Here is a 20,286-nt window from a genome sequence, read left to right as displayed (position 1 = left end):
GTGACCTCACAGAATCGTCGCGGCTTTGGTGAGGAACCACAGGATCAGCACCACCAACAGGGCGCCGACGCCTACCACGGCGCCGAGGTCCTTCCAGGTTTTGCGCTGGTTCTGCACGTCGGCGTAGACCGTGAGCGAATGCCAGGCCACGCCCAGGAAAGCTAGGGTGGCGATCAACAGGCCGATCAGGATGCCGCCGTCGTAGGCGTAGTTCTTGATGGTATCGATCAGTCCCGAACCTTCGCCGCGAGAGGGTGCCTCCATGGTTGGCAGGTCGGCCCTTGCGAACGTCGAACTCAGCAAAACCAGACCGCTGAACAGGACTTTTGAAAAGGTATCCCGCAGCAGGAGAAGCGGGCGGTGGCAATGGCGAGAGAGGTTCATGGCAAGCCTCCAATTTACGACAGCATGAAAAACATGAGCACGATCAGGGCGAGGGCCAGGCGCAGCGTGCTGCCGCCGAGCGCACCGAAATTGAGGTTGCCGGCCGCCCAGCCGCGGTAGCCGGTCCACAGCGCCCAGGTGCACCAGAGCAACGCGAGCACCAGCACCAATGAGCGCCACAGCGCCGAACTGAGCTGCGGGGTAAACCCGGCCACAGCAGAGAACGCGGTGATTTGGGTGTCAGTCATGCTCATTGGGGGGGCTCGAACAGGGCGCTTCAGCACAATAATCACTGGCCAGCTCGACCGGATCGGCCGGCTGTGCGCGTGAGGGTGACAGGTATTGGCTGATACCGTGGCGGATGCGCTCCAAGTCTGTAGCCAACCTGGGGTAGTCGAAGCGATAACGAACTCGGTCAGTAGCGGTCGTGCTGCTATGTGCTCGATCCGCCAACAGCTCGATGACATCGATCTGCCGCTGCATCAATCCAAGATCCGAGCGTTCGCGTCCTTCCTGAGCGGCGACCGTGGCGGCAACCAAACAAGTTAAGAACAAGGAGTAGGGGGACGGCATCATAGTGAGATCCAGCTGAATATCTGGTCTTCACCTTGATCCGTTAGGCTGGCATTGGCATGGGCTAAAGGGAATTTAGATAGTTCGGTTTTTACGCGCTCACCTAAGATTGACCACCGCGATCGTGGCCAATTCGAGCATGCCGCCGATGGATGAATGACTTACGTTGTCACAGTCCTCCCTAGTGAATACGCCCGAGACATATCACTGTGACCTCACTTCGGTGCCGCGATGAAGATTGCATGTCCTGGTGAGCCTTATGCCTCCTGCATTGCATGACTGGTGGGCAAGGCTCAGGCCGCCCTGGGTAAGCGGCTCTATCGTATCCATCAGTCCGTCATAGTGCCCAAGACTGGTCTCGACCAGATGGTCCTTGGAGCGCTAGATGCTGGCGCTGATGAAGTTTCGTTTGCCTACGTCGTAGTAATGCAGCGACCTGACTTGTAACCGATGAACTCAAGCTCCAGCACGCCGGTTGCTGACAGGGGCAAGCTGGCGCCTGCACCACCGGAGAGCGTGGGAATCACGTCGAAGCGCTCCTTGAGCCTTATAGCGCGTCCGCCTGCTGATTCAAGGCAGGACGTTAACGACCAGAATGCTCATTGCATCGACTCGCACCTCTTGACCAGCGCGATAAGCGTCGCTTGGGTTTGCGAAGCCAAGAGGTACTTTACATCCATCCCTACACCACCCTCGTTGTTCTATTGATCTAAACTCGGTGCACTTTTGTGGGCGTCAGGACAGGCGGACGGCTCGTGCAGCGACTGGCAAATAGAGCCATCCCTGGCTCACGGGCTTGCCGGTTGCGCTGAGAAGGGCATGGCCATAGGACTCTAGCTGTGGGCCATGCAAGGCTGCCAAGTCATCGTCTCTAGTTGAGCCAGCGGGGTTCGATTTGTGGTCCACCAGAATCCAGCCGTCTGGCAACTCAACCAGCAAATCGATGCGGCCCCGGATACGAGTGCCATTCGGGCCATCGGCTTCGATGGGTACCTCGACGTAAACCGGGCAGTCGGGCCAGCGCTTGGCTATCCAAGCCTGGAATGCTGAGGTCTGGGTGTACACGGCATCCTTATCTACAGAATCAGCCACAGCCCAGGTCTTCAGGATGCGCTCGACTTCAGGGGGAGAAACGCCGCCTAGCACGCCGGCGCGTGCGATGCACAGGTGGAGCGCGGTACCCAGGGATGCCATGTCTGGCTTGCCTGCAAGGCTTAGCCGAACTCCGACAGCATCGGTCTCGACAACCGTGAATGTACCGCCCGAAGCAGAACTCGGTCGGTGCCACAAAGGTTCGGCCTGCACGCGCGGACGAGCTGTAAACCAGTGGCAAGCCTCGGGGGCTTTGGCAGGTGGCTCCGTTGAGCACTCACTCGAGCTCCAGGACTTCGATAGTCTGGAAAGCCGCTTGCCTTCGGGAGTCGTTATCATTTCTGAGCCACCGAACAATAGCTCGGCTGCGCCTTTAATCTCGCCGACCCAGCCGCGGCCCGGCCCTGACTTTCGCACGAAAGACAGTGCGACGTTTATGTCGCGTGCGCGGGTCAAGCCCACATATAGCAGACGCTTGTTCTCCGCCAGGGCCTCTGCCTGCATGGCTTGGCCAGTTACGCTGGCTTCGGCCTTAAGCGCGGCTTGGGGCTGGGATCGCTTGCCCCAGCTCTTCAACCAGCAGTGGACGAAGCGGTTGGCGAGTGGCTGCTGCGGATCGAAGTTTCCAACTGTCCTCGCGCGCACACCCCAAAGCGAAGTACGTGCTACCGCATCGAGGCTTGTCAGCACGACGACCGGCCACTCCAGCCCCTTTGCCCCGTGATAAGTGAGGACCGAGACTGCGTTGTCTGCCGAAGTCGCCCGATTATCATCCTCTTGGCTAGCGAGTTCTTCCAGCCAACGAAGCATGCCGCTAACCGTCGCTGGCCGCTTCGCCGCGACGCACTCGTCCTCGAAAGTCTTTCCGAGCTCGACCAGTGCCTCGACGTTGGACATCCGGTTGCGGCTCTCGTGGGGGGAGGTGGACCATTGGCCGACCAGTCTTGCTACTTGGGACTCGGCAGCGGCAAGTCGTAGCACTTCCAGTGGCGTCAAAGCCATTAGTGTCGGACGTAGTTTTTCCAATCGGGCAATTAGTCTGTGAGCGCTATCGCCCGTCGTCCGCCACTCGTATGGCTTGGCCTCATCCGTGGCGAGGTGCTGCAGCCTGTCTGCAAGCCAGGTTTCGATCGGGGTGCTGTCAGCCAGGGTTAGAACCAGCGCGGTGGCGACAGTGTCGGTTGGGTCGCTCATACGCCTCAGGCAGGCCATGACATAGATGGCTTCGGCAGTTCCCAACAAGCCGGAGCGTGGGCTGGCTGACGGGATTCCCCAGCGGGTGAGCGACGTGACGGCAAATTCGACCTGGTCGTTGTAGCGACAAAGCACTCCGATATCGCCAGCCTGAATCGGGCGGAGCTCTTTGGTGTCCCTATCTTCGACCTTAATCCCGGACTCCAGCAGGTCGCGGACGGCCTGGCCAAGGCACAGGTAATCCGAATCGTTTCGACTGCTCTCGAAGTTCCAGTTCAACAGCGCCGGCTGGTCCGGAATGTCCTTGCGCAGTGGCTGCAACTGGACCTGCTCGGATGTCAGCTCGGGCTCGAACGCAGAGTTGAATAGACCATTAGTGAGCGAAACCAGGCTTTCGTTGGAGCGCCTGGAGGTGTCCAGGGCCTTCCCGACTATTCCGCCCCAGCCCTTGATGGCATTGAGAACGCCGGCAATGAGGCTTGCGTCAGTACCGCGGAAGCCGTAGATAGCCTGTTTAGGGTCGCCGACCCACACCGACTTCTTGGCTAGCTTGGCCAGCTCGATGAAAAGCGCCAGTTGGAGAGGGCTGGTGTCTTGGAACTCATCGACCATGATCAGATCCAGTTCTGCAGCCAAGATTTCACGGACAGCTGGCTTCGTCCTCAACGCACGTAGCAGCAATACCTCTTGGTCGCTGAAGTCGACGGCACCCAGCGCCTTCTTGGCCTGCTCGTATGCATTGAGAACGTCGGCGGCCAGGTTGAATATTTGGTCAAGGTACTGGCGGACCTCGGCATGAAAGGCCGGGTGAGACTCATGCGCCTGCGCTGCGGCTTTGACTGGTGCCACGATATCTTTGACCTTGGCGCCGGCGTCGAACCCGGCTGCACCGATCCAGTCGGGCCAGCTCCAGCGTCCTTCACGGAAGAGTCGATCCAGCTTCTGGAGGTCCTCTAGGCCTTTTAACAGGTTGCCTGCAACTTTGGCATCGGCAGCTTGCTGCTGTTCTACATACGCCGCTACTTGCCTGTGCGCTTCGGCCAGCGCAGTCGCCAATGCTTCGGTCGGGTCCACTCCCGGAACAGGCCAATTCCTGAGCATCTCGTCTGCGTTCTTGGAACCCATCACTCGAAGCTCATCCGGTCCAATATCGTTGTCGAGTGCGGCCTTGACGACAGCCTCAACAGTCTTGGACCAGTCCGCCTGCTCAATGCCGAACCGCCCTGTGAGCCGAACCAGTTCCGTTTGAGCATCGGCTTCCATCGACTCGGCCAGTGTAGCTTTGAGCAGTCTCCTGGATTGACCTTCGCTCAATACAGTCTGATCGGGAGACAGGCCAAGCTCAAAGCAGAACCGCTTGAGCATCTGACCGCAAACGCTATTGACGGTGCCTAAGCGGGCCTGGCCGATGGCTGTGGCGAGGTCGATACGTCCCTTTTCAAGAAGCCAGGACCGGGCGCGTTCACGCAGCTCGGTAGCGGCCTTCACGGTGAAGGTCGTGGCCAAGATAGCGTGAGGGCGGGCTGCGCCCGATTCGAGGGCTTGGGCGAGTGTTTCGGTCAGCTTGTAGGTTTTGCCACTACCGGCGCCTGCACTGATGAATTCGATGCTGTTCATCATTTCCAGCCTCCCAGCAAGATAAGGTGGTCTTGGTCCCATTTGCTTGGACCGTTGACCGGAAGGGTTCCCTCAGGGCCCTGGAACTCGTCGCTCGGTTCTTCCGGAACGACTTCGATGATCCCGGCGTCCAGCTGTTGCTTGCGCCACTCCCAGGTAGCGCGCGCGCGATCGAGTAGGTTGGATACGGTTACGCCGTCCGGCGGTCTTCTGACCTGCGCTTTTGGGAAGATGTCAGCAGCGCTGATGTACAGTCCGCCGCTTTCCAGGATGAAATAGCCAAGCGCGGCTGGTGCGACACCGCTTGCTTGCTCTATGAGGCTGGAGTAGAGCGCCAACTGCAGGTGCTCGCCAGAGCGAAGCAGCCCGGCGTAGTAGGTATCGCCTCTCCACTTTATGTCCACGGCAACAGTTCGCTTGTCACCAAGCGTGACCAAGAGATCAATTTTGCCGATCAGCGGAACTGCTCCCAAGGTTCCTCTGAACTCCACCTCAGTCTGAACCTGAATGGCACCTGCGAGCCTGAGGTGATCGAGGAGACTTCCGATGGCTCGTTCGCAAACCTGCCGGAAGTGCTGCTGTGTTACCCCAGCACCCTGCATGAGCAGTACAGCGCCTTCAGTCATCAAGAGCGAGTCGGCTACGGTGCGGAACCAGTCAACGGCTTCGGCGTTTGACCAACTCAAGGCTTTGTCGTGCGCGAAGAGTTTTTCGAGCACCCTATGAGCGAGGATGCCCAGCAGGCGGTTGCCCTCATCAACCTCTAGGACTGAGGAGGGATCCAGCTTCGCCACTCGTTTCAAAACGAATAGGGCTGCGTCATTGAAAAGCTCGTTCAGCGTAGTGAACGACTGTAGGGTGTCGCCGAGCTGCACGGGATGAGGCAGTTGGATGTGTCGTGGAGTAGCGGGCAGCGCCTGAGGTGCAAGCACCTCGGCGGTTACCCCTAGAAGCGTGGAGTTGAGTGCGGCGTCCAAGTCAAGCGACGCGGGCTCGATATCCGGTACGAGCTTCTTAAGAAGCTGGCGAATCGGATGCACTTCTGAACCAGGAGGAGGGCAGACGATGACGAATCTGTTTCGCGCGGCAAGTAGTGGCCGCAGCCACCTCAGTGCTAACGATACAAGCTCACGCGCCGGGTCTCGCAACTGCACACCTAATTCAGTCAGAGCATTCACCTCGGCAGGAGACCAAGGCAGAGGCGAGGGCAGGGCAGGTGTCGACGGCATCCACCAAATCACTTCATCAGCTGCTTCGATGCACGCGGCTGCCGTGCCGCTCGAGCGCATGCAACCAATATGAGGAACCGCCGCGGGGTTGGTTGCTCCGGCGGGTGTGGCGTGGGCGACCAACTGCTCGACTTGTCGAGGCAGCAGCTTGGACACACCTTGCCGAGCCAGCTCGATCAATGCGTCATGAACAGCCGCGCATTGGCTATGCGCCGCGATAAAAATCGCCGCGTCAGCAGACTCACCTGAGAGACGACGCCGCATAGCTTCCTGCATCCGATCGACGCGGGCGATCAGTGCATCTACCGGCACTCCATCCGTGCGTGCCCAGCGCTTTGACTCCAGCCAGAAGGTGATTTCATCTGCCACTTCCTGGGCATCGTCACCTTCGGCGATTTTGTTCTTGGCTGTCGTCCAGGCTTCGCCACCTATCCCAGGTTGGTTGGCGACAGCGCGTGCGAGTCTGCCTCTCGCAGCGCGACTGAATGGGCCGACCGGATGAGTCAGGAAGTCCAAAAGGCGGTTCATGTCCACTGGGTCCCAACACAGCTCCAAGGCAAGGGCTAGTGCCTGAAGGGCCGGGCGCAGTTGACTAGGACGTTCGAACCCGCAGTTGACGCTGCCAGCAACAGACAGTGATACGTCCAGTGAGTCTCCTGCATCCTCGGCCAGGATCAGTCGGTCTGCGGGCGTGTGCACGTGCTGCGTACCTAGCCAATGTTCGGCGGTAGTGGCTGCGAGGGTGTGCACCAGCAAGATGCTCCCGTCGGTCTGCACAGCAAAATCTCCTGCAGAGCCTCCGTTCAGGACGGCCAGGGCTTGCTCCTGCACCGCGCGGAGTTGGCCTGCTCCCTGTGGTTCAGGGAGGCGAACTTCGACCTTGGGCAGGCGCTCCAACACCTGCTGCCAGAGGTGCGGGAAGTCCTCAAGTGGGTCAACTAAGTGAACTGATCTGATGGGGCCGGGGCCGGAGGCACTCAGAGCTTTTATCACCAGATGCAAGCGCTCGGCCTCTCCAGGCGGCAGGTCTTCAAGAGCGGCCTTTTCGACAACCGCAAGTTCCTGGATTCGCGGCGGGTGCTCCGGATTCGCGCTGCCGTCCCAACCGCCAAGCCGCCACTCGTCACGCCAAGCTAGGAGGCGCGCGGCAGTGCCAATGCTGTCGACTTTCAGGGAGTCGCTGTAGAAGCGCGAGTCGTTGTCATGAGCCTGCAGCAGGCCGGAGTAAATGGCCACGCGCCTTGCCGTTGAGGCTTCTGGCGCGCTTAGACCAAGGTAGGTCTCCAACAGGGACAGGAAACCGAGGCGGCCTACTATCGGATTATTGAAGAAGTTTGTTGGGGACGGACCCTGACGGGCGTCCAAGAAAAGGCCAAAAGTGATATGCATGCTGCGCTGACTTCCCTGACGGCAATCGAATGCAGGTGTCCTATTGCGTAATGTTCCCCTGCTCCTGGTCGACTAGAGTAACCGAAAGCTGCCATTCGCGTACGAAGGGAAACGGCCAAAAGCGACCCACCTCGATGCCATCTGGCTGGCCACCGAGCCCGTGGCCATGCGCGCCGGCGACGAGGCGGCTTTACTTGACTGATCGCCAATTCAGCGGGGTGAAGCCACACTGCACTTACCAAAACTATTTCAAACGGCTGTTTCCGGGCAACGCAAGCTCTATTGCGGACATGCTTCCTGATCTATCTCCGGGTGAATGCATTGCAGTAAGAGGCGCGATATTACTCCCGGCCGTAATCAAGATGCCACTGCCATCTCCAGAGCCTCATTCCAAGAGTGTAAAAGTTCACAAGGAATGGAGAGGGTCATGGAGAGATATCAGTTTCGAAGATGTGATCTGGCGCTGGGGGAAAGAATAAAAACGAATAGAAATAGGGTGTCAAACACTCCAGGTGCCTGACACCTACTAATCAATTCTTACTTCCGCAGATTTTAGTTTTAAATGAGTATGCTCCAGTCTCATGTTTTATGATTAAATAGCGTTCATCTTCGCCTTTTATGCCTCGTTCGTTGTCGCTCAACGTGCAACTTGTAAACTTCCTGCCCTCTAACCAGTACAATGAAAGTGGTAACTGCTCTTCCAGGAACTCATCATAGTCGGTCGCCCATCCCTTCCCCTCAGACTTCACAAAAATAAAGAGCAATAAAAACGCAAAAAAGCGAGCGGCTAAAGTTGTTTTTGCAAGGTAGCTGCTGAAAATACTACCAATAAAGCTGAAGCAAGGATGTTGGGCCAAATCTTTACCAATAACCAAGAACATAAAAATCAACGGAAGCAATACAAAGCTCATGGTCATCAAAAAAACTGAAATACTCCACGCAAATAACGGGATCATTATCACTGTGAGTATCGCCTTCGTGTAGACAACTGAAGTGAAATCCACTCCTGTTATGATGTTAATTGCATTTTCCGAAATGCCAAGAGCGATATTGGATAGGACGAAATAGACTAATAGCAAACATGCCTTTCCTAATGCAGTTTCCCAGATTCTCTTATAAACCATGATAAGGTCAGAGGTAACTCCGAGCCCTAGCATCAGTATTGTAAAATAAAAAATATTGAGATCACTATTGAATCCGACGAGCCGCATCAGTATCACGCCAAGTGCAGTAAAGTAACCAAAAGCATATAGTTTTTGGCTCCTAGATGCTGTTGAGCAAAATGCAGCATTTTTATCCAGAATCCACTTGGCGAAACGCTGAGGGCGAGTAAATTTGTGATTGCAATCCTGCGTGCTATTCAATTTTTCAGTTCCATCTAATTTTTCATTGTTTCGTTATCTTGGCCCCGTTGACCACCATGGCGCACCTAATCCGCAGCCAGCAGAGTTTCGCCGCGTTCGACGTCAGCGACGACAAAAAAGATTTACTGCATGCCCAGCTTTTTCAAGCTAGCTTCGTACGCAAGGAGAAGAGATTTATGAGTTTAGAAGGAGGCGCCCCATAGCCGGGTCCGTTTGAACCCCATAATTGATAATGGCGGCATGAGAGCTCGCCAATCCTTGGCCACATACTGTCAATTTCAAACACGCTCTCAACTTATCGCTTTGGAGGCGCCGGCGGAGGTGCAACTGGTGGAGCTGCCGGGCGCTGACTTGTTGTCTGTTTGCTTATACCATCGTTAACGTGAATCTTACCGCCAGTTTGATTGGTCATGCTGATCACCGGTTATTGGGTGGTGGCAGTGGTGGTGCTTTAGGAGGTGTAGCTGGACGTTGGGCAAAAGGCTTAGATGGATTTGACTGTCCAGGAGTTGGCCGTTGTGGTTTGGGTGATATACCTCTTTCTTGGTACATTTTTACCTCTTATTTTTTCGTGGCTTTCGGCGGGGCTGGTGGCGGTGCTTTAGGGCGAATATTTGTTGGTGCCGGAGGACTGACGTTCATGCCATCGTTGGCAACCCGCTGTTCAAGCACATGCTGCCTAGGTCGGTTATCGTTGCTCATTTTCGGTTACCTCTTCTAAGAATTCGATTAGGTAGACATCACTGTTGGCGATGAGATAGCTCTCAATTCCAGGCGTGTCTATCCACTGGTTGTTCTCGTCCATCCAACACGGGTAAGTGATAAGAAAATGCCCGTCTTTAGGATCGGTTGGCCAAACTGCGGGATACCCGAAAAGCCGACGACCATCGAGCAGGGTCAACACAACGCTCATACCTTCCCGCTTGCGAAACGCATAAATCCATTCTGGATACGAGGATCGCGAGGTTAGGGTCAGCCATCGGGCGAATCTGTATAGATAGTCGTGGTTCGACGCGAATGCCAGGAGCAGGCCCATTATCACCGCCAGACCGATCCCCCAGACACCCTCTACCTGGGGGGTCCACTCACCCATTGTGAAGTAATGCTCACCAATCCAACCCAGGCCTCCCTTGATGCCTGCGATCATCATGGTTATCAGGCCGGTACCGATCAGTGCCTGAACTGTTCGTTCGAACTGGCCAGGCTTTTTCACATCTGCCAGCCAGTAGAAAATCATGGCGGTGAGGAAGCCTGGGATAAGGGTCTGAACCAACGGAATGATTTTTGTAGCTAGGTCTTCCATCTTGCACCTCCGAAAGCTCACCTGCAGGTGAAGCCCCGGCTTTTCTCGTGATGAGCTACGAAGGATCTTGAATGATTACTCCGCACATACGTCCGTGTGTGAGGGGGCAACCGTGTGGAGATCTAATAGAAAAATTTCTGGCCTGACAGTTGAGACCAGGTCATCCGATTTAACGGCTTCAGCGGCCTGAGCTGTCGTAATTGCTTAAGAGGCTTTAACTGCTTTAGTCCCTTCAGCGGCATCAGTCGAAGCATTGGCCTCGTAACGCCAAGTCTTGCACCTTCGGTAAAAAAGGCGACATGTCCACTGTTATCGCGTACTACTCCTTCAGTCATGAGGCCCAGGTGTCGTCCCTGGTAGGAATAGACGGAACCGTCGTTTAGGTAGGCCACAGGGCGACCGCTGATTGTGAAGATATGCTCACCATCATCGGTATACGCTATAGGGGCACCGGCTCGATCGTAGAAATTCAAGGGCATGAAAATTCTCCATCCGATAGGAGGGCAGGGCACCAATGTGCCCTGAGCTCTGTTAAGTGACCAATTAATCGGCCGCTTTAGGGCGAAGCACGATACGGAACGGCTGACCGTTCGCGCGGCGTATCACCTTGCCGTTGCGGGTGCGTATGGTCATGCGATAGATGACCTCGCCTTCGCCTTCGGGCTTGTCGAACATCTCGAGCTGGGACATTGGATGTCTCCTACTGAGGTGGCTCGAACACAGAACTCGCTACCCTTGCGTCAGCAACCCACAAGGGCTACCATCGCAGAGCTTTCTGAACAAAGCGCGAGAGATATCTGGAACCAGTTCAGATATCTTTTCCCTAAAGCCGGTCAAGGTGCGAACTTGATCGGCTTTTTCGTTTCTGGCTGATTTACCTCCATCCATACCCTTTCCAATTTAGGTCAGGTGCTATAGATAAGGGTCTATCAGGGTCATGAGGAAATCCTATCATCATCAATTTGATTAGGTCAAGCGATCTTGTGCTATGATGCATCCTCATGAAACGACCGACCAGGTTCCTAGTCGGAATGCAAGACAGGTAAGACGGTGAAAAGGCAAGACGGAGTGGACATGAGTAACTTGAGCGACTACAGCCAGGCCCAGCGGGAGCGCCTGGTTTATATCGATTTTCGCCTGTATTTCACGGGTGTGGTCTCGCGTAATGACCTGATGGATCGATTCGGTTTGGGCGCTGCGGCTGCTACTCGAGATTTTGCTCAATATCGTGAGATAGCTCCGACCAACACTGAGCTCGACACCGTCAGCAAGCTTTATGTAATCCGGGATACATTCTCCCCGCTGGTAGAGCATCCGCCTGAGCGAGTACTCACTGCTCTAACGCAGGGATACGGATACAGCCTGGATGGTGAGAGGCCGCTCATTCTCAACGAGTCCGTTTCGCTGCTCAGCCAGCCTAAGGTGGAGATCCTGGCGCCGATCGCGCGTGCGATTAGCCTGAGTCAGGTGGTGAAAATCAGCTACACGTCGGCATCGGGTGAATCTGAGCGTGAAATTGTGCCCTTCGCCATTAGCTGTGATGGCTTGCGCTGGCATGTTCGGGCTTACGATAGAAAGCGTAAAGATTTTGTGGACTTTGTTCTAGCCAGAATCGGTGCTGCTCAGATTCAGCAGGGGCAGAAGCCCCTGGAGAACGAGAATCTTAGAAATGATGACCAGTGGAATCGGATGCTGGATCTACCCCTGGTCCCACACCCTGATAAAAATTGCGCTCAGATCATGATGCGGGACTACGACATGCCTGATGGCGTGCTCAAGCTGCGTGTGCGTGCAGCGATGGCTGGGTATGTACTGCAGCAGTACCACGTAGACTGCTCGACTGATCACAGCATTGCAGACGAGGCATATCGACTCTGGTTGAGCGACCCTCTAGCTCTTTATGGTGTTAAAAGCGCCAAGCTTGCCCCAGGCTATAAAAGTCCCAACTGACAGTCTGGCCGAGCCCTATCAAGGCGAGCGCGGCTGCCTCGCTGCACCCGAACGTAGCGACCAGCGAAGACCCTTCTTGGCACTCGCCTGAACCCTTATATTGCTAGGCGGTGCATGCGAGTTATCGCTGGCCTGCCCGCCGGACGGGGTGAAAATGCAGGCCGGGGGGCGAAAGTGTGAATTTACTACGAGCACTAACGACCCAAATCGGTCCAACGCTTCAAGCTGCGCCACAGGATAATCTAGGGTAAAAAGTCGACAAACCCATCTCCGCCGCTCTCGCAAATCGTAAAAGGCATATGAGACTGGAGGCGCCAAGACCTAGCGGCAGCCAGCCGGCGCGAACAAATAGGATGTAGATAGCGGCTTTAGCTCATCCCTTTCAGCACCAAGCGGCTTTCGTTGATATGTCTGACACCTTACCGCCGACGGAATGGGCCCGCTCGTTGGCTATGTCGCTTGTGATGCCGCACTGAGAGGTCCAGTGTCCTCCACCATCTGAGGCGATCAGGGCGTAACCCCGTCGCGTTTACTGATGGGCCATTGACGCAACCCATACGGCGTCACCGCAGCTCTTCGTTGAATGGGCTTTTCGCGCTTTCGCGTGCTTAGTCCACACGCAACCCGCGTGCCTCTCAGTTTTCAATGTGTTTACTGCGTTTTCACACAGCCGGGGTCTATATCGGGCAGTCAAAGGTATTTTTTGAAGGTTCTAGCCGTGATTGACACCATCAATCCAAGCAACGCAGCACAGGGCAATAGCACCCAAATAGGATTCACCGAGGTGGGGAGGGAGAGGTAGATCACCCAAGGGCTCATCATTAAGGGCCACAATGTACGCTTCGCTCGGTGGTAGACAAAGCTGCTCTCGCGATCGGCGCTGAATTTGCGAAGATCACGGCGCATCAAACCATCAACAGCGCCGGTGAGCACGGCGAGCAGGAATAGGGGCATGGCCAGGGTGAGGACGGCGAGGCGCACGACAAAGGTGAATACGGTGAATAGGGCGGCCAATAGGTATTCCTGCAGCATAACGTACGCTTGAGCAAACTCACCCTGCATCGATATTTCATGACTTAAAAGCTTGAGCTGAGCGTCTGATTGCGCCCAGCCGGAGCGGACCACGACCCATTCATTCAGGTGCTGAAGGACTTTGGCGGTAGCTTGCGCGGGTTCCTCGACGAGCAGCGAATTTTTGAAGTGATCGCTGAGCCATCCCAGCTCACTGAGCCACATGGCATGGCTGTGATGCCAGCCCTGTTCGGGCCAGAACCACAGCATGCCCACGAACTCCAGGGCGACGGAGACGATCAGCGAAGCGAACAGCAAACCGAGCAGCCGTAGACCAAGCTCAAGCGTGCCGAAGATCAGCCCCGGACGTTTTTGCGCAGGAGGCTGGCTGGCTGGAGGGGGCGGCATAGGGGGCTCCGCAGTACTAGGTCGCTTAAGGCGCGTGCCTGCGCCCTGGTGGAGGCACCTCGGGATCGAAATCGGCCGTGGGTGCACCTCCAGCGCTGCTCCACCAACTCCCTGCATTGGCGCTGTAAGATTCGCGCATGCGCGCAGCGAGGGTCTGCAGATCTGCTGGCATCGCATCATCGCTGGCCGGTTTGGGCAGCGGCATGCGTACTTTCCAAAGTTGCCCGCCTTCTTGGAACGAGAACATCTGCCCCTTGGGTAGGGCGATGATGTGCGCGGGTTCGATCAGCGGCACGGCGGTGGTGGTGACCCGGTCCTGGGAGGACGAGGTGAAGTCTGTACGTGCATCCGGATCGGCGGTGTCCGTCGCTCCGGAGACGAGCGTGCGTGTTTGTACGTTGACCTTCGGCAACTGGTTGGTCAGCAGTTCAGCCGTGGCGGTTTCCCGTACTCGCAGTATCTGCAAGGTGTTGAAGTTGCCGATGACTTGCCCAGCTTTTGCCCGGCTGCCGATACGTGCCTCGATGTCGCTCAAGGTCTGGGTGTAAGCCGTCACCTGGATACTGGCCCCGCCACCCTTGTTGATCAGCGGGATGAACTCGTCGCCCATCAACTCATTGAACTCGTCGGCGTGCAGGTTGATTGGTACCTTGTCTGCGGCGCTGGAGGAGCCTGGCAGGCCGTGATCGATGCCGTGTTTGTAGATGTGGCCGGCGACGGAGACCAGGTCGGCGAACATCGAGTTGCCGACGGCGGCGGCAACTTCCGCATCGGACAGCGCGTCCAGGCCGACGTAGACGATGCCGCGTTTGCGGATGACCTGCAGCCAGTCGAATATCGGTCGTGGGTCATCCAGGTCCGAATAGTTCGGGGCCAGCAGTTGCGCGGTCTTGCCGCTGGTGAGCTTTTCCAGCAGCGGCAGCAATGAGGCGACGATCTTGTCGAAGTAGGTGCGGTCGTAGCGCACGGCGGAGCGCAGGCCGTCCATCACCGGATCGAAAATGCGCTTGGCGGTCAGGTACTGTTCGATGGCAACGACGCGCCTTTCCCGACCAACCATGTGCCGCGGGATGTTCTTCTCGTTCAAGCGGCCTTCGATCTGCACGATAGCTTCCCAGGCCTGTGGATCATGCCTGGCGAAGAAGTGCTGGGCATATTCGATGAACAGCGCATCGATGTTCACCACATGGCGCTGGATCTGCAGATAGTCCGGGCGCCGACCGAGCTCGATCAGCGCCCTGGCGATGATGTTGACGAAGCGCCAGGCGAACTCGCGGAAGGCCGCCGAGTTGCCTTCGCCACTCAACTGGCCGGCGATCCGAGTGGCGACTTCTGAAATGCGGCCGAAGCGGCCAATCGCATTGTAGCGCGCGGAGATCTCTGGCCAGCCCAGGTGGAATACATAGAACTCGTGCTCACGGCCTGCGCGACGGGCCTCGACGTACATGCGCTTGAGCAGGTCGGCATCGCCCTTGGGGTCGAAGACGATGACCACTTCCCGGCTCGGTCGGTGGATGTCCTGGGTGATATAGACCTCAGCCAGGCGAGTCTTACCCACCCGTGTGGTGCCCAGCACCAGTGTATGTCCGACCCGTTCGCCGAGCGGCAGGCTAGCTTCCTGTTCCTTCGGCTCGACGCCATGCAGCAATGGTGAGCCCCCCACCGGTGGTAGCGGACGTACAGGATTGAGCGGGTTGTCCCAGGCGGTCAGGCGAGGTAGCAGCGACAACCCCGGTGGGGCCTTCTCCAGCAGCTGTTCCATCCGTCGTGCCCATTGGTAAGCAGCCGACTGGTTGACATAATGGGCCAGTGCCGGGTCCTGAGCTTCGAGTAGGCGCTGAGTGTGTAGGCGAGTCCAGCGGAAGCCGCGGCCCATGAACAGGCGCTTGCCGCTCACCGGAATCTGCCGGCTGGTCAGTGAGTAGCGCGGCAGGCGGCGGATATTGCGCCGGTATCGCAGGACGATCCGCGCCTCGTTGAGTCGCTTCAGGCCGAGCGCGGTATACGCCAAGGCCATGCCTGTACCTACCTCAGGCGACAGTGCCACGGCCCAGGGCGAGTGTAGGCACAGAGCACCAGCGCCGACGCAGATACCCACGGTGTACAGTTCCACCGCCGGGCGCAGCAGGGATTCCATCGCATGTTCGCCCATGGGATGCTCTCACTGTTCCAGGCCGGTGGGCGTGATCAACACCGGGTAGTGCTCCAGCTCCAAACGTTCGGCGATGTCGTCACCACTCACTGGCCAGGTAGTCAGCCCGGGCGCTGCCGCCTGGATGCGGCGCAGGGCCTTTGCGTCGTCTACCTCGACTGCCAACCCGTTGGCACCCAGCTTTTGTAGCGTCTGGGCGTGCCGCGATAGCCACTCCAGGGAAGTAGCGTCCTGCCCAACCAGGAATAGCGGCCTCATGCCGGGCAGGCTCAGCGCCCTGGGTGGCACGGCACCTGGCGAGAGGCGTGCGCTGCGTACAGGTAGCACCCAGTTCAGCATGGTGGGGTCGGGCGGACTGGAGTCAGCGCTCGCGGTAAGTGACAGCCACGGGCAGAGGGTCAGGACCACCAAGCGCAAAAAGCTCATGGCTGCGCCCGTCCTAGTACTGTCGCGACTAGCTGGACGCGTTGCCAGTGGCGGCTGAATTGAAGGCGATAGCGTACCGCAGGGGGACCACCGGCGGGCCGGTGATAGCGGCCGGCGGCGATAACCCAATCACCGGTATCGGCATAGTGCGCGCGCAACAGCTCGGCGGTGACCGCGAGGTTGGTGCGCGGGTCGAGCGCATCGCAGGCGTTAAGGTAGCGGTCCGGGTGATAGCCCAGGTTGGTTTGCCCCAGTCCGATATCGATGCGCTTGGGGTCGTGGTTGCTGAGCGCTTCTCTGAGTGCCGCACACGCCTCGTCGCGCCGAGCAAACCGCAGCGGTGAACCCGCAACATTCAGTGTCCACGGCCAGGGCATGAGCTGCCCCCGCAGCGGCGTGCCACTTTCCTGCAGGGCAATGGCGAACAGCACCGAGGCTGGAATGCCGGCGCGCGCGGCAGCCAATTGATACGCCGGCGGCGGCAAAATTCCTGCTTGAGCGGCGGTGGCGCCGACCATCGCCAGGGTAAGAATCAGTCGATGCGCTGCCATTTCCCGTCCACCTGTTGATAGCGGGCCGGCAAGGGCCGGCTAGCGCCCAGGGCAAACCAGCGGCCGCGGTCATGGTTCAAGGTGACCTGGCCGCCGCTGACCTGGGCGGCAGTGACGCCTGCGCTCTGCGCCCATGAGCGCAGCCGCGCGTCGTTGCCTTGGCTGCCGACCAGATAGACATCCAGTCGCTCACCGGCCTGCAGCCACTGTTGGACGGTGGTCACGCAGGCGGCGCAGTGCTCTTCCACGAAAAGCGCCGTGCGGCTGCTGCTCAAAGAACCAGTATCGTCGCTCATGCCCTGCACGGGCTGCAGACCCGGAAACAGTCGTGCCCAGGCCGCGGAGTAGGCTTTCTGGTAGGCCAGCTCGCGCTCGGCACGCCTGGCTTCCAGACGAACCTGCAGCTCGGCGTAGCGCTGCCGCTCCTGTTCGGAGTTGGCCTCAACACCCAGTGTGGTGAGGGGATCTAGTTGTGGCGACCAGTAGCGACGAGGGCCAGTCTGTAAGCGCTCAAACGTGGCCCATTCGTCATCCGTCAGGCCCCAGGCCTTAGCCTGGCCTGCTGCAGAGTTCTGCCGCATAAGCGACGACTGCTCACTGAATTGCACCTGAGCGTCAACACGCTTGGGGACGCTCAAGCCCTGATCGGCGAACACGTATGCCGGCAGCAGGATGAGCGCAACAGCAGCGGAAAGCCTATGCACGTTTTTCTCCTCACGGGATGAGCAGCGTTTGCTCGCCATGGCCCGGGTGCTGGAAGACGGCCTGCCCCTCGCGAATCGCCCGAAGTTGCCAGCCGTTCAAACTATCACCGGGCTGGAGCAGGTGAACGGCGGATAACTTAAGGGCGCCGGTAGGCAGTGCGGTCACGAACCTAACGATGCCGCGAGCTTCGATACCCAGCAGGGTGAAGGGCGGCTGCGGTACCTTGGCTTTTGATTTTTCGCGGATGGAGGCAAATTGGGATGCGTCGGTACCCTCTGGCCCTTTAGGAGCGGTCGACAGCTTCTCGAGTGCCGCTTCTGCCACACCCATGCGTTGCGCTAGGGCGGTCAGATCGGCGCTGCTCGGTCCTGGCGGTAGCGCTTGCAGCACCCTGACGGAGGTCGCCAGCTCGTCGAGTCGCTGGCCGAGCGTTGCTTGCGCAGTGGTCTGCTGGTGCTGGGCGTCTTCCAGTGCCGCGACTTGTGGTGGCAGCGTGGCGAGTGTGGTGTGCAATTCACCGATGTCGCGACGCAGTGACGGGCTGGGGTCGGCCGGCGCATTGCGTGCGGCGGTCTGCAGTTCAGTCAGTTGCTGATGCTGGTTGTAGCTTGCAGCAGCGAGGACGGCAGCACCCAGGCACAGCGCGCCGATCACCAGGGCCTGAAAATGGTGAACCTTCATGGTGCGGTCTCCAGTGTCGAGAAGGGTGGCTCGGGTGCGGGCAGACGCAGGACGTAGCACACGTTCCGCTCGACCGGATCAATGGCCAGTCGCCAAGCGGGGCCGCCGATGATGGTCAAGGCATCCAGCAGCGCTATCGGTCCGAGGTCGTGATGCACGGCAGGCAAGGGGCGGCGGAACAACCGCGTCACGGCAGGGTTGTCGGGACAGAGGGAGTAGCCCGAATGCTGCAGCACGTGGTGCAACGCTTCACCGACTGTCGCGTGCAGCGCAGGGGCGATCTGGACGTTGATCAGCTGATACAGCGGTTGGCGCTGCTCCAGCGTTGGCCGCGTGCTGGCCAGGGTGTAGCGGTCCTGTCGGACCCAGGCGGGTACCGGGGCCTTGGGCTTGACCACTGAGGGCGGGACGGGTGCGGGTGGTGCTGGGGCGGGCACCGGTGGTGGCGTGCTGCAGCCCAGCAGCGTGAGCATCAGTCCGAGCGTGAAGAGCGTGGGGGTATGCATGACCAGGTCTCAACAAAAGATGCCGACACCTTGGCGAAAAGCCAGGGTGCGCCCCCACTGAAAAAGCGAATCTCGCCGACCGGATTATGCTGGCGCAACCATGAAAAAGGCGCCCGGAGGCGCCTTGAGGTCAATCTTCGACGAACATGGGTAACTCGGAAAGCGGCGTCGCATCGGGGTCAAAGATCAGGAGGCGGGTATCGGCCTCTCCGGCCAGTAACAGCAGGCGCAGCAGCACCGGTGGCACGTGATCGGCGTGCAGACGTGCTGTCACTTCCTCGGCGCTGCAGTAGCTGCCGCCCGCGGCGATGTTTTTGAGCCAGGGCGTCGAGTACAGTTTGCAGCCCACCGCGTTGTTGCTGCTCAGCTCGAAGCACTCGAAGAAACCTGACGGTGAACGACACCAGGCGCACACCTGCAGGAACTCAAACTCATCTGCTGGTAGGTGCGCACTGCTGATCTCCCAGCTGCGGCTGTAGTGCCCAGTGGCGAAGGACAGCTGCTCAATCAAGTGCTGTGCAGCTTCCTCGCTGGGGAGATCGCTGACGTGTTGCCGGCGGCCATGGTGCAGCCCTGTGACCTGGTAGAGCACCTGGCTCACGGTACCGTCGGCAGGGCACGGCATACGGACAAACTCGGGCACGCTTTCGTCGTCGGTGATCACCGCGAAGTCATCATCGAACAGGCACGGCTGGAAATTAATGCCGTCATCCGGCAGGTCATGCAGCGCAGGGTGAAGGGATCGGTAGCAGGGCGGGCAATCGTCGGCGTAGCTGATCTGCACCACGCGTTCGTAGCTCAGGTCCTGGAAGCCGCGGAGGAAGGGATTGGGAAGAGTGGACATGATGGCGCTCCAAAATGTGAAGGTCACCCCGTACAGGCAGTGACCCTACAAGTGGTGGGGGTGGTCAGATCCAGCCGTAATTGGCCAGCGATAGCGGCGTGCCTTCACCCACGATGATGTGGTCCAGCACACGTACCTCAACCAGGGCCAACGCCTCGATCAGGCGATTGGTGAGCACCCGATCGGCGCCGCTTGGTTCCGAGCAGCCGGAGGGGTGGTTGTGGCACAAGATCACCGCAGCGGCGTTGTGCTCAAGAGCCTTGACGACGACCTGGCGCGGGTACACGGAGGCACCGTCGATGCTGCCAGTGAAGAGGATGTCGAAGCTGAGCACGCGGTGACGCGAGTCCAGGCAGAGCAGCGCAAATACCTCATGGTAATAGGGTGCAAGCTGCAATTTCAGATAGGACGCTGCATCGGATGGTGAGATCAGTTGCTCGCCGCGCTGGAAATAACGTTGATCCAGCAACTCCAGCGCTTCAGTCAGCAGCGCATCTTCGCGGGCACGCTGGGCCAATGCAGGGTCGAGACGCTCGACCCGATTGTGGGCAGTGTTCATGGGCAATTCCTCGTGGGAGGTGGAGCGCCCCCTGGGGAGTGCCCCAGGCAGATGAGAGAGGTGAGTCACAGACGTGTAAAACGATGACGCGCACCGTGCAGCCGGCTATCGCAGCCCTCGCACGGGTAGGTGGAAAAGGCCTGAATGCCTGCGCCGGTGTGCGGATCGAAATCGGCGCTCAGGGGCAGCAAGGCCTGCAGTTCGAGGCGCATATGGGTGATGCGTTGTTCAACTTCAGCCTCGCTGTAGTAGAGCGACAGCGCGCTGAAGTCGTCGTAGGCAACCGCCTGCAGGCAATCCTCACAGAGCCAGAAGCTTTCCATGGCGACCTCCGACGTGAATAGCAAC

Annotated in this window: 20 protein-coding genes; 1 reads left to right on the top strand and 19 read right to left on the bottom strand. The window is 58.4% G+C overall.

Annotated elements, in window-relative coordinates; all coding sequences use genetic code 11:
* Positions 1–6: 6 nt before the first annotated feature.
* The 9 genes from N436_RS13285 to N436_RS28570 form a co-directional block, all read right to left on the bottom strand.
* Complete coding sequence (locus tag N436_RS13285; protein ID WP_110741232.1) at positions 7–384, bottom strand: TIGR03745 family integrating conjugative element membrane protein; 378 nt, start codon at positions 382–384, stop codon at positions 7–9.
* A 14-nt stretch (positions 385–398) separates the two neighbouring features.
* Positions 399–638 (bottom strand): TIGR03758 family integrating conjugative element protein, encoded by a 240-nt coding sequence (locus tag N436_RS13280; protein WP_110741231.1) that lies wholly within the window; start codon positions 636–638, stop codon positions 399–401.
* Complete coding sequence (locus N436_RS13275; protein WP_110741230.1) at positions 625–960, bottom strand: RAQPRD family integrative conjugative element protein; 336 nt, start codon at positions 958–960, stop codon at positions 625–627. The genes N436_RS13280 and N436_RS13275 overlap by 14 nt, the downstream gene beginning before the upstream one ends.
* A 732-nt stretch (positions 961–1,692) precedes the next feature.
* Complete coding sequence (locus tag N436_RS13270) at positions 1,693–4,863, bottom strand: exodeoxyribonuclease V subunit beta (protein WP_158286273.1); 3,171 nt, start codon at positions 4,861–4,863, stop codon at positions 1,693–1,695.
* Positions 4,860–7,478, bottom strand: coding sequence for a PD-(D/E)XK nuclease family protein (locus N436_RS13265; RefSeq protein WP_110741228.1), 2,619 nt, complete (start codon positions 7,476–7,478; stop codon positions 4,860–4,862). Before N436_RS13265 ends, N436_RS13270 begins: the two co-directional genes overlap by 4 nt.
* 530 nt (positions 7,479–8,008) lie before the next feature.
* Complete coding sequence (locus N436_RS13260) at positions 8,009–8,842, bottom strand: hypothetical protein (protein WP_146232436.1); 834 nt, start codon at positions 8,840–8,842, stop codon at positions 8,009–8,011.
* A gap of 688 nt (positions 8,843–9,530) precedes the next feature.
* Complete coding sequence (locus N436_RS13255; protein WP_110741226.1) at positions 9,531–10,145, bottom strand: DUF6338 family protein; 615 nt, start codon at positions 10,143–10,145, stop codon at positions 9,531–9,533.
* Between the two features lie 122 nt (positions 10,146–10,267).
* Entirely contained in the window at positions 10,268–10,624 is a 357-nt protein-coding gene (locus tag N436_RS28945; protein ID WP_110741225.1) for a 4-fold beta flower protein, read from the bottom strand.
* 64 nt (positions 10,625–10,688) lie between these two features.
* Positions 10,689–10,835, bottom strand: a complete 147-nt coding sequence (locus N436_RS28570; RefSeq protein WP_177410880.1) for a hypothetical protein — start codon at positions 10,833–10,835, stop codon at positions 10,689–10,691.
* A gap of 384 nt (positions 10,836–11,219) precedes the next feature.
* On the opposite strand from N436_RS28570, the gene N436_RS13245 reads away from it, so the two are divergent.
* The gene (locus N436_RS13245; protein ID WP_110741224.1) at positions 11,220–12,095 is read left to right on the top strand and encodes a WYL domain-containing protein; all 876 of its coding nucleotides are present in this window, start codon (positions 11,220–11,222) and stop codon (positions 12,093–12,095) included.
* Positions 12,096–12,785: 690 nt separating this feature from the next.
* Here N436_RS13245 and N436_RS13240 read toward each other — a convergent pair.
* The 10 genes from N436_RS13240 to N436_RS13195 all read right to left on the bottom strand — a co-directional run bounded on the left by N436_RS13240 (position 12,786) and on the right by N436_RS13195 (position 20,261).
* The gene (locus N436_RS13240; protein WP_110741223.1) at positions 12,786–13,514 is read right to left on the bottom strand and encodes a TIGR03747 family integrating conjugative element membrane protein; all 729 of its coding nucleotides are present in this window, start codon (positions 13,512–13,514) and stop codon (positions 12,786–12,788) included.
* 25 nt (positions 13,515–13,539) lie between these two features.
* Positions 13,540–15,666, bottom strand: a complete 2,127-nt coding sequence (gene traD / locus N436_RS13235) for a type IV conjugative transfer system coupling protein TraD (protein WP_110741222.1) — start codon at positions 15,664–15,666, stop codon at positions 13,540–13,542.
* A gap of 9 nt (positions 15,667–15,675) precedes the next feature.
* Positions 15,676–16,092, bottom strand: a complete 417-nt coding sequence (locus N436_RS13230) for an integrating conjugative element protein (protein ID WP_110741221.1) — start codon at positions 16,090–16,092, stop codon at positions 15,676–15,678.
* Positions 16,089–16,643 carry a transglycosylase gene (locus tag N436_RS13225; RefSeq protein ID WP_110741220.1) on the bottom strand — a complete coding sequence of 185 codons (555 nt, stop codon included), beginning with the start codon at positions 16,641–16,643 and terminating at the stop codon, positions 16,089–16,091. The genes N436_RS13230 and N436_RS13225 overlap by 4 nt, the downstream gene beginning before the upstream one ends.
* Positions 16,625–17,224, bottom strand: coding sequence for a TIGR03759 family integrating conjugative element protein (locus N436_RS13220; protein ID WP_371920912.1), 600 nt, complete (start codon positions 17,222–17,224; stop codon positions 16,625–16,627). Before N436_RS13220 ends, N436_RS13225 begins: the two co-directional genes overlap by 19 nt.
* Positions 17,225–17,357: 133 nt before the next feature.
* Positions 17,358–18,029 (bottom strand): hypothetical protein, encoded by a 672-nt coding sequence (locus tag N436_RS13215; RefSeq protein WP_110741218.1) that lies wholly within the window; start codon positions 18,027–18,029, stop codon positions 17,358–17,360.
* The gene (locus N436_RS13210; protein ID WP_256589953.1) at positions 18,026–18,427 is read right to left on the bottom strand and encodes a PilL N-terminal domain-containing protein; all 402 of its coding nucleotides are present in this window, start codon (positions 18,425–18,427) and stop codon (positions 18,026–18,028) included. Before N436_RS13210 ends, N436_RS13215 begins: the two co-directional genes overlap by 4 nt.
* Before the next feature lie 238 nt (positions 18,428–18,665).
* Positions 18,666–19,379: a hypothetical protein gene (locus tag N436_RS13205; protein WP_256589952.1), complete on the bottom strand. Its 714-nt coding sequence runs from the start codon at positions 19,377–19,379 to the stop codon at positions 18,666–18,668.
* Between the two features lie 64 nt (positions 19,380–19,443).
* Positions 19,444–19,938 carry a JAB domain-containing protein gene (locus N436_RS13200; RefSeq protein WP_110741216.1) on the bottom strand — a complete coding sequence of 165 codons (495 nt, stop codon included), beginning with the start codon at positions 19,936–19,938 and terminating at the stop codon, positions 19,444–19,446.
* Between the two features lie 65 nt (positions 19,939–20,003).
* Positions 20,004–20,261, bottom strand: coding sequence for a hypothetical protein (locus N436_RS13195; protein WP_110741215.1), 258 nt, complete (start codon positions 20,259–20,261; stop codon positions 20,004–20,006).
* Positions 20,262–20,286: the final 25 nt, after the last annotated feature.

It is taken from the genome of Pseudomonas sp. RV120224-01b (assembly GCF_003208145.1).
Taxonomy (GTDB): domain Bacteria; phylum Pseudomonadota; class Gammaproteobacteria; order Pseudomonadales; family Pseudomonadaceae; genus Aquipseudomonas; species Aquipseudomonas monteilii.
This window is presented reverse-complemented; position numbering and strand designations above follow the sequence as displayed.

Bases quoted from the DNA above. Each gene is read 5' to 3' on its own strand.
- N436_RS13285 (WP_110741232.1), bottom strand. From the start codon at position 384: ATGAACCTCTCTCGCCATTGCCACCGCCCGCTTCTCCTGCTGCGGGAT.
- N436_RS13280 (WP_110741231.1), bottom strand. From the start codon at position 638: ATGAGCATGACTGACACCCAAATCACCGCGTTCTCTGCTGTGGCCGGG.
- N436_RS13275 (WP_110741230.1), bottom strand. From the start codon at position 960: ATGATGCCGTCCCCCTACTCCTTGTTCTTAACTTGTTTGGTTGCCGCC.
- N436_RS13270 (WP_158286273.1), bottom strand. From the start codon at position 4,863: ATGATGAACAGCATCGAATTCATCAGTGCAGGCGCCGGTAGTGGCAAA.
- N436_RS13265 (WP_110741228.1), bottom strand. From the start codon at position 7,478: ATGCATATCACTTTTGGCCTTTTCTTGGACGCCCGTCAGGGTCCGTCC.
- N436_RS13255 (WP_110741226.1), bottom strand. From the start codon at position 10,145: ATGGAAGACCTAGCTACAAAAATCATTCCGTTGGTTCAGACCCTTATC.
- N436_RS28945 (WP_110741225.1), bottom strand. From the start codon at position 10,624: ATGCCCTTGAATTTCTACGATCGAGCCGGTGCCCCTATAGCGTATACC.
- N436_RS28570 (WP_177410880.1), bottom strand. From the start codon at position 10,835: ATGTCCCAGCTCGAGATGTTCGACAAGCCCGAAGGCGAAGGCGAGGTC.
- N436_RS13245 (WP_110741224.1), top strand. From the start codon at position 11,220: ATGAGTAACTTGAGCGACTACAGCCAGGCCCAGCGGGAGCGCCTGGTT.
- N436_RS13240 (WP_110741223.1), bottom strand. From the start codon at position 13,514: ATGCCGCCCCCTCCAGCCAGCCAGCCTCCTGCGCAAAAACGTCCGGGG.
- traD (WP_110741222.1), bottom strand. From the start codon at position 15,666: ATGGGCGAACATGCGATGGAATCCCTGCTGCGCCCGGCGGTGGAACTG.
- N436_RS13230 (WP_110741221.1), bottom strand. From the start codon at position 16,092: ATGAGCTTTTTGCGCTTGGTGGTCCTGACCCTCTGCCCGTGGCTGTCA.
- N436_RS13225 (WP_110741220.1), bottom strand. From the start codon at position 16,643: ATGGCAGCGCATCGACTGATTCTTACCCTGGCGATGGTCGGCGCCACC.
- N436_RS13220 (WP_371920912.1), bottom strand. From the start codon at position 17,224: ATGCGGCAGAACTCTGCAGCAGGCCAGGCTAAGGCCTGGGGCCTGACG.
- N436_RS13215 (WP_110741218.1), bottom strand. From the start codon at position 18,029: ATGAAGGTTCACCATTTTCAGGCCCTGGTGATCGGCGCGCTGTGCCTG.
- N436_RS13205 (WP_256589952.1), bottom strand. From the start codon at position 19,379: ATGTCCACTCTTCCCAATCCCTTCCTCCGCGGCTTCCAGGACCTGAGC.
- N436_RS13200 (WP_110741216.1), bottom strand. From the start codon at position 19,938: ATGAACACTGCCCACAATCGGGTCGAGCGTCTCGACCCTGCATTGGCC.
- N436_RS13195 (WP_110741215.1), bottom strand. From the start codon at position 20,261: ATGGAAAGCTTCTGGCTCTGTGAGGATTGCCTGCAGGCGGTTGCCTAC.